This is a genomic window from Rhodoferax sp. OV413 (genome assembly GCF_900104385.1).
Lineage (GTDB): Bacteria > Pseudomonadota > Gammaproteobacteria > Burkholderiales > Burkholderiaceae_C > Rhodoferax_B.
The window spans coordinates 503,613-516,586 of sequence record NZ_FNJA01000001.1; the positions used below are offsets into that span (position 1 = coordinate 503,613).

Consider the following 12,974-nt stretch of genomic DNA (forward strand, 5'->3'; position numbering starts at 1 on the left):
TGCCGCCCTTTGGGCGAACAGGGGTCTTGCGTAAGTCCTGGGCAAATCAAAACGCATCCACGGCCAGCGCGGTCACGCTGTCCGCGCCTTCCAGGATGCTGTCGCGCAGGCTTTGCGCGGTGATGAGCACATGGTCGGCATAGAAGCGCGCAGTCGTGATCTTGGCCTGCATGAATGCAGCATCGATGCCCTTGGTCAGCAGTTCCTCGGCCACCAGCAGCGAGCGCGCCAGCTGCCAGCCGGCAACCAGCTTGCCGGCCAGCATCAGATACGGCACGCTGCCGGCAAACACCGCGTTCGGCTGGGTCTTGCTGTTGGTGACCACAAAAGCCACCACGTCCAGGAAGGCGGCGCGTGCTGCCTTCAGGCGCTTGGCCACGGCCAGCGCATCGGCACTGCCGCTCTGGGCCAAGGCGGTTTCGGTGACCACGATCTGGCGCGCAATCGCCTTGGCGGTGGCACCGCCGTCGCGCAGGGTTTTGCGGCCCACCAGGTCGTTCGCCTGGATCGCGGTAGTGCCCTCGTAGATGGCCAGAATCTTGGCGTCGCGCAGGTATTGCGCGGCCCCGGTTTCCTCGATGAAGCCCATGCCGCCATGCACTTGCACGCCAAGCGAAGCCACGTCCAGGCTCATTTCGGTGCTGTAGCCCTTGACCAGCGGCACCAGGAATTCATGGAATGCCTGGCTCTGCTGACGCGTGTCGGCATCGGTGTGGTGGTGCGCCACGTCGTAGGCGGCGGCGGCCACGCTGGACATCGCGCGGCAGCCCTGGGTGTGGGCGCGCATGGTCATCAGCATGCGCTGCACATCGGGGTGGTGGATGATGGCCACACTGGCCTTGGCCGAGCCATCGACCGGGCGGCTTTGCACCCGGTCTTTGGCGAACTGCACGGCCTTCTGGTAGGCCCGCTCGGCCACGGCAATGCCTTGCATGCCCACCGCATAGCGGGCGGCATTCATCATGATGAACATGTATTCCAGGCCACGGTTTTCCTCGCCCACCAGATAGCCCACGGCACCGCCGTGGTCGCCATACTGCAGCACGGCGGTGGGGCTGGCCTTGATGCCCAGCTTGTGTTCGATGCTGACGCAATGCACATCGTTGCGCGCGCCCAGCGAGCCATCGGTATTCACCAGAAACTTGGGCACCACGAACAGGCTGATGCCCTTCACGCCCTCGGGCGCGCCGCTGGCGCGGGCCAGGACCAGATGGACGATGTTTTCGGCCATGTCGTGCTCGCCCCAGGTGATGAAAATCTTGGTTCCAAACACCTTATAGCTGCCGTCGCCCTGGGGCTCGGCGCGGCTGCGCACCATGGCCAGGTCGCTACCGGCCTGCGGCTCGGTCAGGTTCATGGTGCCGGTCCATTTACCGCTGACCAGGTTTTCCAGGTAGGTAGCCTTGAGCTGGTCCGAGCCGGCGGTGAGCAGCGCTTCGATCGCGCCGTCGCTGAGCAGCGGGCACAGCGCGAAACTCAGGTTGGCGCTGTTGCACATTTCCACGCAGGCCGCGCCAATCGTCTTGGGCAAGCCCTGGCCACCGTATTCGGTCGGGTGCTGCAAGCCCTGCCAACCGCCTTCGGCAAACTGTTTGAAGGCATCCTTGAAGCCCGGCGTAGCCGTGACCACGCCGTTTTTCCAGCTCGACGGATTTTTATCCCCTTCCCAGTTCAGCGGAGACAGCACCCCCTCGTTGAACTTGGCCGCCTCTTCCAGCACCGCCTGGGCCGTGTCCAGCCCCGCGTCTTCAAAGCCGGGCAGCGCAGCGATCTGGTCGATACGGGCCAGGTGCTGGATGTTGAACAGCATGTCTTTTTGCGGGGCGGTGTAGCTCATGGTTTGTCTCCAAAATCAAAAAAAGGTACAAAAAAAGGCACCTCGCAGGATGCCTTCTCTTGCTGTTGCACGCCTTACAGCGCTGCGACCAACTCAGGCACGGCCACAAACAAGTCCGCCTCCAGCCCGTAATCGGCCACGGAGAAGATCGGTGCCTCGCCGTCCTTGTTGATGGCCACGATGACCTTGCTGTCCTTCATACCGGCCAAGTGCTGGATCGCGCCCGAGATGCCGGCAGCGATGTACAGCTGGGGCGCGACGATCTTGCCGGTCTGACCGACTTGCCAGTCGTTCGGCGCGTAGCCCGCATCGACTGCAGCACGGCTGGCACCCAGAGCCGCGCCGAGCTTATCGGCCAGCGGGATCATCACTTCGTTGAACTTCTCGGCGCTGCCCAGGGCCCGGCCACCGCTGACGATGATCTTGGCGGCGGTGAGTTCGGGCCGGTCGTTCTTGGCGATTTCGCTGCCCACGAAGGTGGACTTGCCTGCATCGGCGGCAGCGGCCAGCACTTCCACCGTGGCCGAGCCACCGGTGGCTGCTGCCGGGTCGAAACCGGTGGTGCGCACGGTCAGGACTTTGGTGGCGTCCAGGCTTTGCACGGTGGCGATGGCGTTGCCGGCGTAGATCGGGCGCTCGAAGGTGTCGGCACTGAGGACCTTGGTGACGTCGGAGATCTGGGCTACGTCGAGCTTGGCGGCCACGCGGGGGGCGATGTTCTTGCCGGAGGCGGTCGCAGGAAACACCAGGTGGCTGTAGCCGGAGGCCACGGCCAGTACCTGGGCGGCAACGTTCTCGGCCAGGCCGTGTTCGAAGCCGGGGGCATCGGCGTGCAGCACTTTGCTGACACCGGCGATCTGGGCGGCAGCGGCAGCGGCGGCAGCGGCATTGGCACCGGCGATCAGGATGTGGACGTCACCACCGCAGGCGAGTGCTGCGGTGACGGTGTTCAGGGTTGCGCCCTTGACGCTGGCGTTGTCGTGTTCGGCAATTACAAGAATCGTCATATCAGATCACCTTGGCTTCGGTTTTGAGTTTGGCCACCAAGGTGGCGACGTCTGGGACTTTGATACCGGCGCTGCGTTTGGGCGGCTCGGAGACTTTGAGGGTCTTGATGCGCGGGCTCACATCCACACCCAGGTCTTCGGGCTTGAAGACATCCAGCTGTTTCTTCTTGGCCTTCATGATGTTGGGCAAGGTGACGTAGCGGGGTTCGTTCAGGCGCAGGTCGGTGGTGACCACGGCGGGCAGGCTAACGGCGATGGTTTCCAGGCCGCCGTCGACTTCGCGGGTCACGCTGGCTTTGCCGTCCACCACTTCGATCTTGCTGGCGAAGGTGGCTTGCGGCAGGTCGGCCAGGGCCGCCAGCATCTGGCCGGTCTGGTTGCAGTCGTCGTCGATGGCCTGCTTGCCCAGGATCACCAGGCCGGGTTGTTCTTTGTCGACCAGGGCTTTGAGCAGCTTGGCCACGGCCAGAGGTTGCAGTTCTTCGCTGGTCTCGACCAGGATGGCGCGGTCAGCGCCGATGGCCATGGCGGTGCGCAGGGTTTCCTGGCACTGGGTGACACCGCAGGAGACGGCGATGATTTCGGTGACCACGCCTTTTTCTTTGAGGCGTACCGCTTCTTCCACAGCGATTTCGTCAAAGGGGTTCATGCTCATTTTGACGTTGGCGATGTCTACTCCGGTGTTGTCCGACTTGACCCGGACTTTCACGTTGTAGTCCACCACCCGTTTTACGGCTACCAGGACCTTCATGCTAACGGCTCCTCAAAGTTATATGGAAAAACGAACTTGGCTCTTCGCCCGCGATTTTATGCGGCGGCTGTCATGTGATTTACACAAAATAGAACGGTCGTTCTTTTTTGGCGATTATAGGCTGCAGATACTCCACGCGACCATGGTGCTGCGTCAACCTGGAGACAGCTGCTCGGCCGGTTTTTGCGTGTGCACCACGCGCTGCGGGTACGGCACCTCGATATGGTGGGCGCGCAGCGCCTGCAGGATGGCCAGGTTGATTTGCGAGCGCAGATTGCCCTGGCCGTTTTCAATGTCGGCAATCCAGTAGCCCAGGCTGAACTCCAGCCCGTCGGCGCCGAAAGCCGTCAGGCTGACCGACGGCGCAGGGTCGCGCAGCACCCTGTCGTGCTGCAGCGCAGCCTCGGTCAGCAGGCGGATCACCAGGTCCACATCGCTGTCGTAGCCTACAGACACTTCGGTGGACTGCGAAATCCGGGAGTTGCGCAGCGACAGGTTTTCCACCCGCTGGATGAGCAGCATCTCGTTGGGCACAATGGATTCGCGGCCATTCGGCGCGCTGACGATGGTGTAGCGGGCATTGATGTCGGTGACCCGGCCTTCGAAGTTGTCCACCTTCACAAAGTCACCGATGCGGATGCTGCGCTCGGCCAGGATCACAAAGCCGCTCACATAGTTGGCTGCCAGCTTCTGCAAGCCAAAGCCTATGCCCACGCCGACCGCACCGCCCAGCACCGACAAGGCCGTCAGGTCGATCCCCACGGCCGACAGCGCCAGCAACAGGCCCAGGAACATCAGCAGCGCCCGGGTGGCATTGCTCAAGGCCTTGCGCAGCGACAGCGCGCTGCCGGTGGCCGACTTCAGCAGCCGAGCCTCGATGGCCGATGAAATCCACAGCGTCACGATCAGCACAGCGCCGGCCGTCAATGCGCCCTCCACCATATTCCGACCCGACAGCGTGGAGCCGCCGACCTTCCATTTCAGCTGGTCCAGCTCTTCCAGCAGCACCGGCAGCAGGCCGCTGACCCACAGCACCATGGCCAGCCAGGCAACCCAGGAAATCGTCCGCTCCAGCAGCCGCACCACCGGCGCATCCTGGAACGCCACCTGCAGCACCTTGACCCCGGTGCGTATCACCGCCAGCGACACCAGTACCGGCATGGCGATCTTGTACACCGCCAACGGTATCCACTGGGCTAGCAGCAGCTGGGCCAATGTGCCCAGGCCGAGCAGCAGCAACGGAAACATTACGCCGTCGACGATCCGCCGGCCAAACAGAATCGAGCGCTCGTCCGGTGTGCCCACGGCCCGGCGCACCGCCCAGACCAGGCTCCAGGCTAGCAGCAGGCACAGGGCCAGGCTGGCCAACTCCAGCAAGGCAGTGGGCTGCAGCAGCGCGGCTATCCAACTATCGAAATCATTGATCGGTGCATTCGCCATCGGTACGCGGGGTCCTTCTAAATCAAATTACAAATTACAAATCGGCCAGCACCCGCAGGTGGGCCTCCACACTGCGGCCCAGCGCGCTCAGGTCGTAGCCGCCTTCCAGGCAGCTGACGATGCGGCCCTGGGCAAAGCGGCGGGCCATGTCTTTGATGCGCATGGTGATCCACGCGTAGTCTTGCTCGACCAGGCCCATCTGGCCCATATCGTCTTCACGGTGCGCATCGAAGCCGGCGCTGATGAAAATCATCTCCGGCCGATGCTCTTCCAGCCGGGGCAGCCAGTACATCTCGATCAGCTCGCGCACCTCCATGCCTCTGGTGTAGGCCGGCACCGGCACGTTGACCAGATTGGCCGCGTCCGACTGCGCGCCGCCCACCGGGTAAAACGGGTGCTGGTAAAAGCTGACCATCAGGATGCGTTCGTCGCCGGCCACGATGTTCTCGGTGCCATTGCCGTGGTGCACGTCGAAGTCGACGATGGCCACGCGCTTCAGCCCATGGCGCTCCAGCGCGTACTTGGCGGCGATGGCCACATTGTTCAAAAAGCAAAAACCCATGGCCTGGTCGCGGCAGGCGTGGTGGCCGGGCGGGCGCACCGCGCAGAAGGCGTTTTCCAGCTCGCCGGCAATCACCGCGTCGGTGGCGGCCAGGGCGGCGCCCGCAGCATGCAAAGCCGCATCCCAGGTGTGGATGTTCATGGACGTGTCCGGGTCCAGCTGCACATGGCTGGGGCCGCCGGCGCTGATCTCTTCGCGCAAGGTGGCGGTCAGGCCGCGCAAAGTGGCCACGTAGTTGCGGCCATGGGCCAGCTCGACGTCGGCCAGCGCGGCGGCGGTGGCCTCGCGCCGGTCCAACGCATCGGCCACGCCGCAGATCAGCAAGCGGTCGTCTATTGCGGACAGGCGCTCGGGGGACTCGGGGTGTCCTGGACCCATTTCATGTTTACGGCAATCGGGGTGGGTGAAATATCCGGTCTTGTTCACGTTGCTTGTCCGGGTTTTGTAATTTCGGGTAACGTCTTGGCATGCATGTACAACACAAACTCCACGCACTGCTAAACCAGCTTAACACGGTGATTGTGGGCAAATCCGCCCAGGTCCAGGACTGCGTGGCCTGCCTGCTGGCCGGCGGCCACTTGCTGATCGAAGACGTGCCCGGCGTGGGCAAAACCACCTTGGCGCATGCGCTGGCCCGCACCTTCGGGCTGCAGTTTTCACGCGTGCAGTTCACTGCCGACCTGATGCCCAGCGATCTGTCCGGTGTGTCGATCTACGAGCGCGGCAAGGAAGCCTTTGTGTTCCACCCCGGCCCGCTGTTTGCGCAGATCTTGTTGGCCGACGAGATCAACCGCGCCAGCCCCAAAACCCAGAGCGCGTTGCTGGAAGCGATGGAAGAAAAACAGGTCACCGTCGAAGGCGCCACCCGCCCGCTGCCGGTGCCGTTCTTCGTCATCGCCACGCAGAACCCGCTGGACCAGCTAGGCACCTTCGCCCTGCCCGAGTCTCAGTTGGACCGCTTCCTGATGCGCATCTCGCTAGGCTACCCCGACCGCGCGGCCGAACGCCAGCTGCTGGCCGGGCAGGACCGGCGCGACCTGGTGGAACACCTGCCGAGTCTGCTCAGTCCGCATGAACTGCGCGAGCTGCAGGAGCAGGTGCTGCAGGTGCATGCTGCCGATCCGCTGCTCGACTATGTGCAAGACCTGGTGGCCGCCACCCGCTCGGGCCGCTGGTTTCTGCAAGGCTTGAGCCCGCGCGCCGGCATTGCCGTGGTGCGCGCCGCCAAGGCCCAGGCGCTGCTGAGTGGCCGCGACTACGTGGCGCCCGACGACGTGCAGGCGATATTGGCGCAGACCGTGGCGCACCGGCTGGTGCCGGTCGGCGACGCGGGCCGCGGCGCGGTGGCCCAGGTGCAAGCCATGATCGCGGGTACGCCCTTGCCGTGATTCCGAATCCATTCGCCTCGTTGCGCGCCCGTTACCAACGCTGGTGGCAGCTACGCATCCATTTCACCGACACCACGTTTCTGACCCAGCGCAACATCTACATCCTGCCCACTGCGCCCGGCTTCATGCTGGCCGCCACCCTGCTGGTGCTGCTGGTAGCCAGCATCAACTACCAGCTGAACCTGGGCTACCTGCTGACCTTTCTGCTGGCCGGTTGCGCCGTGGTCGGCGTGCATGTAGGCCACGCCACCCTGCGTGGCCTGAATATGCATTTGATAGCACCCGAGCCACAGTACATCGGCGCCAACGCCCTGATTTCCATCCAACTGAGCAGCATCCGCAAGACCACCCGGCACGGCATAGGCCTGGGCCTGCTGGGCTCGGGCCACTGGGCCTGGACCGATGTGCCAGCCCTCGGCAGCAGCAGCGTGCAGATTGCCTTCAGCCCGACCGAACGCGGCCTGCAGCGCCTGCCCACCATCACCGCCGAGACCCGCTTCCCGCTCGGCACCTTCCGCGTCTGGACCTACTGGCGGCCCGCCGCCCAGCTGCTGGTCTACCCCCGGCCCGAAGCCCACCCGCCGCCACTGCCGCCCGGCCAGCCGCGCGCCGGCGGCTCCAGCCACAGCGCAGTACAGGCCACGGGCGAATTCGACGGCGTGCGCGCCTACCGGCGCGGCGACCCGCTGAAGCTGGTGGTCTGGAAGAAGGCCGCCAAGGCCGACGAACTGGTCAGCCGCGACAGCCAGCAGGCCCAGCGGCACGAGCTGTGGCTGGACTACACCCAGGCCGGCGCGCTCGGCCTAGAAGCCAAGCTCTCGCGCCTATGCGCCTGGGTGCTGCTGGCCGACCAGCACGGGCTGGACTACGGCCTGCACCTGCCCGGGCTGGAGATCCCGCCCAGCGCTGGCGAGGCCCACAAGCGCCGCTGCCTGGAGGCCTTGGCTTTATGCTGAATCGGCCTCTGGCGCTTATTCCACCTGCGCAAGCAGCTATTTATTCCATAGCACCCATCCCATGCGCTGGCTGAGCCCGTTCACCACCCTCCCCCGGGACAGCCGCGACACGCTGTTCCTGCTGGCCGTCATCGCCTGGGTGGTGCTGCCGCAGGTGGGCAATCTGCCGTTGTGGTGCGCGGGCCTGGCGGCCGGCGTGCTGCTGTGGCGCGGCTGGCTGGCCTGGCGGTCCCGCCCGCTGCCCTCGCGCTGGTGGCTGCTGGCCTTGCTGGCCATCACCCTGGCGGCGACCTGGGCCACGCACAAGACCCTGCTGGGGCGCGATGCGGGCGTGACCCTGATCGTGCTGCTGCTGGCGCTGAAGACGCTGGAGCTGCGGGCCCGGCGCGATGCCTTTGTGGTGTTCTTCCTGGGCTTCTTCACCATGCTCAGCAACTTCTTTTTCTCGCAGTCGCTGCTCACCGCCGCGGCCATGCTGATCGCCCTGCTCGGCCTGCTGACGGCGCTGGTCAACGCCCATATGCCGGTCGAGAACAAGGCGCCGCTGCGCGAAGCCGCGCGCATCGCCGGCGGCATGGCGCTGCTGGGCGCGCCCATCATGGCCGTGCTGTTCATGCTGTTCCCGCGCATGGCGCCGCTGTGGGGCGTGCCCAGCGACGCCATGGCCGGGCGCAGCGGCCTGTCCAGCCAGATGGAGGTTGGCACCATGGCCAGCCTGGCGCTGGACGATGGCATCGCCATGCGGGTGCGCTTTGACGGCCGGCCGCCGGCCCAGACGGAGCTGTACTTCCGCGGCCCGGTGCTGTCGCTGTACGACGGGCGGACCTGGCGGCCGCAGTACAGCGACTTTGCGCGCCGGGCCGACAGCGATCTGCAGGTGTCCGGCCCAGCGGTGAATTACCAGGTGACGCTGGAGCCGAACAACCGCCCCTGGCTGCTGACGCTGGACGCCACACCCGAGCCCCCCACCCTGCCCGGCAATCTGGGCGCGGTGATGACGCCCGACCTGCAATGGCTTGCCAGCCGCCCGATCAGCGATCTGACGCGCTACCAGGTGCAGAGCTACCCGCAGTTCCGCTACGGGCCGCAGCGGGCTAACCTGAGCCTGCAGGCTTTTGTAGACCTGCCGCCCGGCTTCAACCCGCGCACCCTGCAGCTGGCTGCAGAGATCCGCCGTGCCCAGCCCGGCGCCAACACCACCGCGTTGGTCCAAACCGTGTTGCAGCGCCTGCGCAGCGGCGGCTACACCTATACGCTGGAGCCCGGCGTCTACGGCCGCGACACCGCCGACGAATTCTGGTTCGACCGCAAAGAGGGATTTTGCGAGCACATCGCCTCGTCCTTCGTGATCCTGATGCGGGCGCTGGACATACCGGCACGCATCGTCACCGGCTACCAGGGCGGTGAGCTCAACGGCGTGGACGGCTTCTGGGTGGTACGCCAGAGCGATGCCCATGCCTGGGCCGAGGTCTGGCAGGCCGACGGCGGCTGGACCCGGGTCGACCCGACCGGCGCGGTATCGCCGGGCCGCGTCGGCACGCTGCAACGGCTGCAAGCGCCGCGCGGCATCGTTGGCAACACCCTGGCCACCGTCAGCCCCGACGTGGCCAAGCGCCTGCGCGCCGCCTGGGATGCGATGAACAACGGCTGGAACCAGTGGGTGCTGAACTACAGCCAAGGCAAGCAATTGGACCTGCTCAAGAACCTCGGTTTCAGCAGTCCGGAGTGGGAAGACCTGGGCAAAGTGCTGGCCGCCATAGTCGTGCTGGCCAGCCTGGGCGGAGCCGCCTGGGCCCAGTGGGACCGGCGCCAGCACGACCCCTGGCTGCGCCTGCTGCAAGCCGCGCGACGCAAGCTGCTGCAAGCCGGCGTGGCCGTGCCCGACAACGCCCCGCCCCGGCAGATGGCGGCGCTGGCGCAAGACCACCCAGCTGTTCGCGACTGGCTGCTGCAAATGGAAGCCCAGCGCTACGCGCCACACACCCCGCACAGCCTGGCGACGCTGCGGCGCGGCTTCAAACGCCTGGTGTGGCCACACTAAACTCGGGCGGCCACCTTTCTAACGCCATGTACAAACTTCTCTCGATTGCTCTTGTTTTAATAGCTGCCTGCGCATTCCCTGCCTGCGCCAAACCCCTAAAAACCGTAAAAAACAAGACGACCACCGCGGCCAGCCCCAGCGGCCCGCTGTACGCCAGCCGGGACGACGCCATGGCCGCAGCCGATGACATCGCCGACCGCCGCGGCCTGGACCCGGCCTGGGTGCGCCAGACCCTGGGCCAGGCCCGCTTCATTGCCAGCGTGCCCAAGCTGATGGCGCCTGCGCCCAAGGGCACGGTCAAGAACTGGAAGGTCTACCGCAGCCGCTTCATCGACCCGGTGCGGATTGCCGCCGGCGTGCGCTTCTGGCAGGCCAACCGCGCCACGCTGGAGCAGGCTGAAAAAGAATACGGCGTGCCGGCCGAGATCATCGTCGGCATCCTGGGTGTGGAGACGATTTACGGCCAGAACATGGGCAACTTCCGCGTGCTCGACGCGCTGGCCACCCTGGCCTTCGACTTCCCCACCAGCCACCCGCGCGCCAAGGAGCGCAGCGCCTACTTCAAAGGTGAGCTCGAGCAATACCTGAGCCTGACCCAGCGCGCCAACATCGCCCCCTTGAGCCTGCGCGGCAGCTATGCGGGCGCCATGGGCTTGCCGCAGTTCATGCCCACCAGTTGGGCCCACTACGCGGTGGACTTCGACGGCGACAGCCGCGTCGATCTGTTCAACAGCCCGGCCGACGCGATTGGCTCGGTGGCCAGCTATTTCAAGGCGTTCCACTGGCAGACCGGTATGCCCACCCACTACCCGGTGCAGTTCGACACGAAGACTCTGGACATGGACGCGTTGATGGCGCCCGACATCCTGCCCACCTTCAGCCTGGCCAGCTTCCAGGCCAAGGGCGCGGTGCTGGACGGCGCGGCCCTGCAGCACAACGGCCCGCTGGCACTGATCGAGCTGCAGAACGGCGGCGACCCGCCCGAGTTTGTTGCCGGCACCGAGAACTTCTACGCCATCACCCGCTACAACTGGAGCAGCTACTACGCGATGGCGGTGATCGAGCTGGGGCGTGAAGTCGCGGCAGCCTTCAAAGCCAGGGGTGGGCAATGAGCCGCGGGCTACGCGCACTGCTGCTGGCCGCAGCCACCTTGCTGGCATCAGCGGTAGGTGCACAAGCTGCACAACCTTTTGCACCCGACACCCAGGGCCGGATTGAATTCAACAGCTTCACGCCGAAAACCATGTTCGACCTGGCGCGGGAACGGCGCCAGAACTGGGCCGGGCAAAAGGTCTGGGGCGACCTGAGCCTGCCCGCCAACGGCGATGCCGCTGTACCCGCCATCGTGCTGATGCACGGCAGCGGTGGCATCGAGAAAAGCATGGCCCAGTGGGTTGATGCCTTCAACAGTATCGGCGTGGCGACTTTCGTCGTCAGCAGCTTCGAGCCGCGCGGCGTAAAGCGTACGGCCGAAGACCAGTCGCTGGTGCCCGCCTCGGCGACCCTGGCCGATGGCCTGCTGGCGCTGCAGCTGCTGGCCAGCCACCCCCACATCGATGCCACGCGCATAGGCGTAATGGGCTTTTCGCGCGGTGGTTCGGACGCCTTCCGCAGTGCGCTGGAGCCGCTGCGCAAAGCCGTACTGAAGTCGGACCTGAAGTTTGCGCTGCACATCGCCGCCTATGCAGGTTGCAACCAGGTCTACTGGTCGCCGAACACGACACGTGCACCGATGCTGAACCTGGTCGGCAAGGACGACGACTATGTCGGCGCCGAGCCCTGCGAACAGCTGGCCCAAAAATATGCCGACGCCGGCAGCGCCATCCGCACCATCGCCTACCCCCGCGCCGGCCATTCCTGGGACGCGACCTACCAAGTATTCTTTCTGCCAAACGCCACTTCTGGCCTTCCCTGCGGCGTGGTGCGCTGGGACATCGACAACTGGACCATCACGGCCGAGCGCAGCGGCAGCACCATCGCCCCGGATCAACTGGGCGCCTTCTTCAATGGCTGCGTGCAGCGCGGCGCGCACGTAGGTCGCAACGAGCAAGCCTTCCGCCAGTCGCGCAGCGATGCGCAAGAATTCGTGCGTAGCATCTTTTCTGCGGGCAAACCAGCTCCCTGAACAGCCTGGGCAGGCGTTGCAAAACCACGAATGCAGTCGCCCAAGAGGCTCGACTAAATCACGCAAGCGGGTTGAAGTTTCGGAATGCTGTTTGTTTTCAACGGCTTACGCGTGTCGCCATGTAACACTGCGTAACAGACAAAACAAACGAAGGAACCCCGATGCGTTTACTCACCAAACTTCTGGCCACATCGGCCATTGCATTCGCTGGCATGGCCCAGGCCACTGTCGTCACGTTCGAAGACCTGCATGGTCAAAGCGCCCTGGCATCCAACTATGCCGGACTGACCTGGGGCAATGGCTGGACTTACTACGATTGGGCTCAGTCTTCCTACAACGCTTCATCGGGCAATGTTCGCATTTACAACTACAACCCTGCTAAGGATTTTTTCAAATTTTCCAGTGACGTCGTTTTTGACGGTGCATTCTTCGCCGGATTCGATGGTGCAACGTTCCAGCTGTATAACAACGGCCAACTGGTCCATACCTCATCCACGCTCGGCCTGTCCAGCACTCCGACGTTCCTGTCCTCCGGCTACGGCGGTCTGATCGATGAAGTTCGACTGCTAGCGAATAACGGGCAATTTGTCATGGACGACGTGACTTACCATTCAGTTGCAGTGGCGCGCGATGTCGCCAACGCGGTTCCCGAGCCCAGTTCGTTGGCCTTGATGGGACTGGGTCTGGTGGGGCTGATGGCTGTGCGCCGCCGCGTAAAAACCTGAGTCTTGCCTGCACCGTAAAAAGCGCCCACTGGGCGCTTTTTACGTGGGGCCGCTGTTGTTAGCAAGCCTCTGTAAACATGGGTAAAGCACGTGCTCTCCTACAGCCGAAAACCGGGCTTACCGGTCCAATCAAAGAGTGGTT

Annotated in this window: 11 protein-coding genes; 6 read left to right on the plus strand and 5 right to left on the minus strand. The window is 64.6% G+C overall.

Going from position 1 to position 12,974, the window contains the following annotated elements; all coding sequences use genetic code 11:
- Positions 1-46: 46 nt before the first annotated feature.
- From BLT66_RS02385 to BLT66_RS02405, 5 genes are all read right to left on the minus strand, one after another.
- Complete coding sequence (locus BLT66_RS02385) at positions 47-1,837, minus strand: acyl-CoA dehydrogenase (protein ID WP_092755354.1); 1,791 nt, start codon at positions 1,835-1,837, stop codon at positions 47-49.
- Positions 1,838-1,911: 74 nt separating this feature from the next.
- Positions 1,912-2,844 carry an electron transfer flavoprotein subunit alpha/FixB family protein gene (locus BLT66_RS02390; RefSeq protein ID WP_092755357.1) on the minus strand — a complete coding sequence of 311 codons (933 nt, stop codon included), beginning with the start codon at positions 2,842-2,844 and terminating at the stop codon, positions 1,912-1,914.
- 1 nt (position 2,845) lies between these two features.
- On the minus strand, positions 2,846-3,595 hold the full coding sequence (locus tag BLT66_RS02395; RefSeq protein WP_092755360.1) for an electron transfer flavoprotein subunit beta/FixA family protein: 750 nt from the start codon (positions 3,593-3,595) through the stop codon (positions 2,846-2,848).
- Positions 3,596-3,748: 153 nt separating this feature from the next.
- Positions 3,749-5,035, minus strand: a complete 1,287-nt coding sequence (locus BLT66_RS02400; protein ID WP_092755363.1) for a mechanosensitive ion channel family protein — start codon at positions 5,033-5,035, stop codon at positions 3,749-3,751.
- A gap of 34 nt (positions 5,036-5,069) precedes the next feature.
- The gene (locus tag BLT66_RS02405; protein ID WP_092755366.1) at positions 5,070-6,023 is read right to left on the minus strand and encodes a histone deacetylase family protein; all 954 of its coding nucleotides are present in this window, start codon (positions 6,021-6,023) and stop codon (positions 5,070-5,072) included.
- A 41-nt stretch (positions 6,024-6,064) separates the two neighbouring features.
- On the opposite strand from BLT66_RS02405, the gene BLT66_RS02410 reads away from it, so the two are divergent.
- The 6 genes from BLT66_RS02410 to BLT66_RS02435 all read left to right on the plus strand — a co-directional run bounded on the left by BLT66_RS02410 (position 6,065) and on the right by BLT66_RS02435 (position 12,832).
- The gene (locus tag BLT66_RS02410; protein ID WP_092755369.1) at positions 6,065-6,985 is read left to right on the plus strand and encodes an AAA family ATPase; all 921 of its coding nucleotides are present in this window, start codon (positions 6,065-6,067) and stop codon (positions 6,983-6,985) included.
- On the plus strand, positions 6,985-7,941 hold the full coding sequence (locus tag BLT66_RS02415) for a DUF58 domain-containing protein (protein ID WP_092756979.1): 957 nt from the start codon (positions 6,985-6,987) through the stop codon (positions 7,939-7,941). The genes BLT66_RS02410 and BLT66_RS02415 overlap by 1 nt, the downstream gene beginning before the upstream one ends.
- A gap of 61 nt (positions 7,942-8,002) precedes the next feature.
- The gene (locus BLT66_RS02420) at positions 8,003-9,982 is read left to right on the plus strand and encodes a transglutaminase TgpA family protein (protein WP_092755372.1); all 1,980 of its coding nucleotides are present in this window, start codon (positions 8,003-8,005) and stop codon (positions 9,980-9,982) included.
- Positions 9,983-10,008: 26 nt separating this feature from the next.
- The gene (gene mltB / locus BLT66_RS02425) at positions 10,009-11,094 is read left to right on the plus strand and encodes a lytic murein transglycosylase B (RefSeq protein WP_092755375.1); all 1,086 of its coding nucleotides are present in this window, start codon (positions 10,009-10,011) and stop codon (positions 11,092-11,094) included.
- A complete protein-coding gene (locus tag BLT66_RS02430) occupies positions 11,091-12,107 on the plus strand; it encodes a dienelactone hydrolase family protein (protein WP_092755377.1) in 1,017 nt (338 codons plus the stop codon). The genes mltB and BLT66_RS02430 overlap by 4 nt, the downstream gene beginning before the upstream one ends.
- A gap of 161 nt (positions 12,108-12,268) precedes the next feature.
- Positions 12,269-12,832 (plus strand): PEP-CTERM sorting domain-containing protein, encoded by a 564-nt coding sequence (locus tag BLT66_RS02435; RefSeq protein ID WP_092755379.1) that lies wholly within the window; start codon positions 12,269-12,271, stop codon positions 12,830-12,832.
- Positions 12,833-12,974 lie beyond the last annotated feature (142 nt).

Coding starts and splice junctions, on each gene's coding strand:
- mltB (WP_092755375.1), top strand. CDS start 10,009: ATGTACAAACTTCTCTCGATTGCTCTTGTTTTAATAGCTGCCTGCGCA.
- BLT66_RS02390 (WP_092755357.1), bottom strand. CDS start 2,844: ATGACGATTCTTGTAATTGCCGAACACGACAACGCCAGCGTCAAGGGC.
- BLT66_RS02430 (WP_092755377.1), top strand. CDS start 11,091: ATGAGCCGCGGGCTACGCGCACTGCTGCTGGCCGCAGCCACCTTGCTG.
- BLT66_RS02420 (WP_092755372.1), top strand. CDS start 8,003: ATGCGCTGGCTGAGCCCGTTCACCACCCTCCCCCGGGACAGCCGCGAC.
- BLT66_RS02395 (WP_092755360.1), bottom strand. CDS start 3,595: ATGAAGGTCCTGGTAGCCGTAAAACGGGTGGTGGACTACAACGTGAAA.
- BLT66_RS02385 (WP_092755354.1), bottom strand. CDS start 1,837: ATGAGCTACACCGCCCCGCAAAAAGACATGCTGTTCAACATCCAGCAC.
- BLT66_RS02410 (WP_092755369.1), top strand. CDS start 6,065: ATGCATGTACAACACAAACTCCACGCACTGCTAAACCAGCTTAACACG.
- BLT66_RS02400 (WP_092755363.1), bottom strand. CDS start 5,035: ATGGCGAATGCACCGATCAATGATTTCGATAGTTGGATAGCCGCGCTG.
- BLT66_RS02435 (WP_092755379.1), top strand. CDS start 12,269: ATGCGTTTACTCACCAAACTTCTGGCCACATCGGCCATTGCATTCGCT.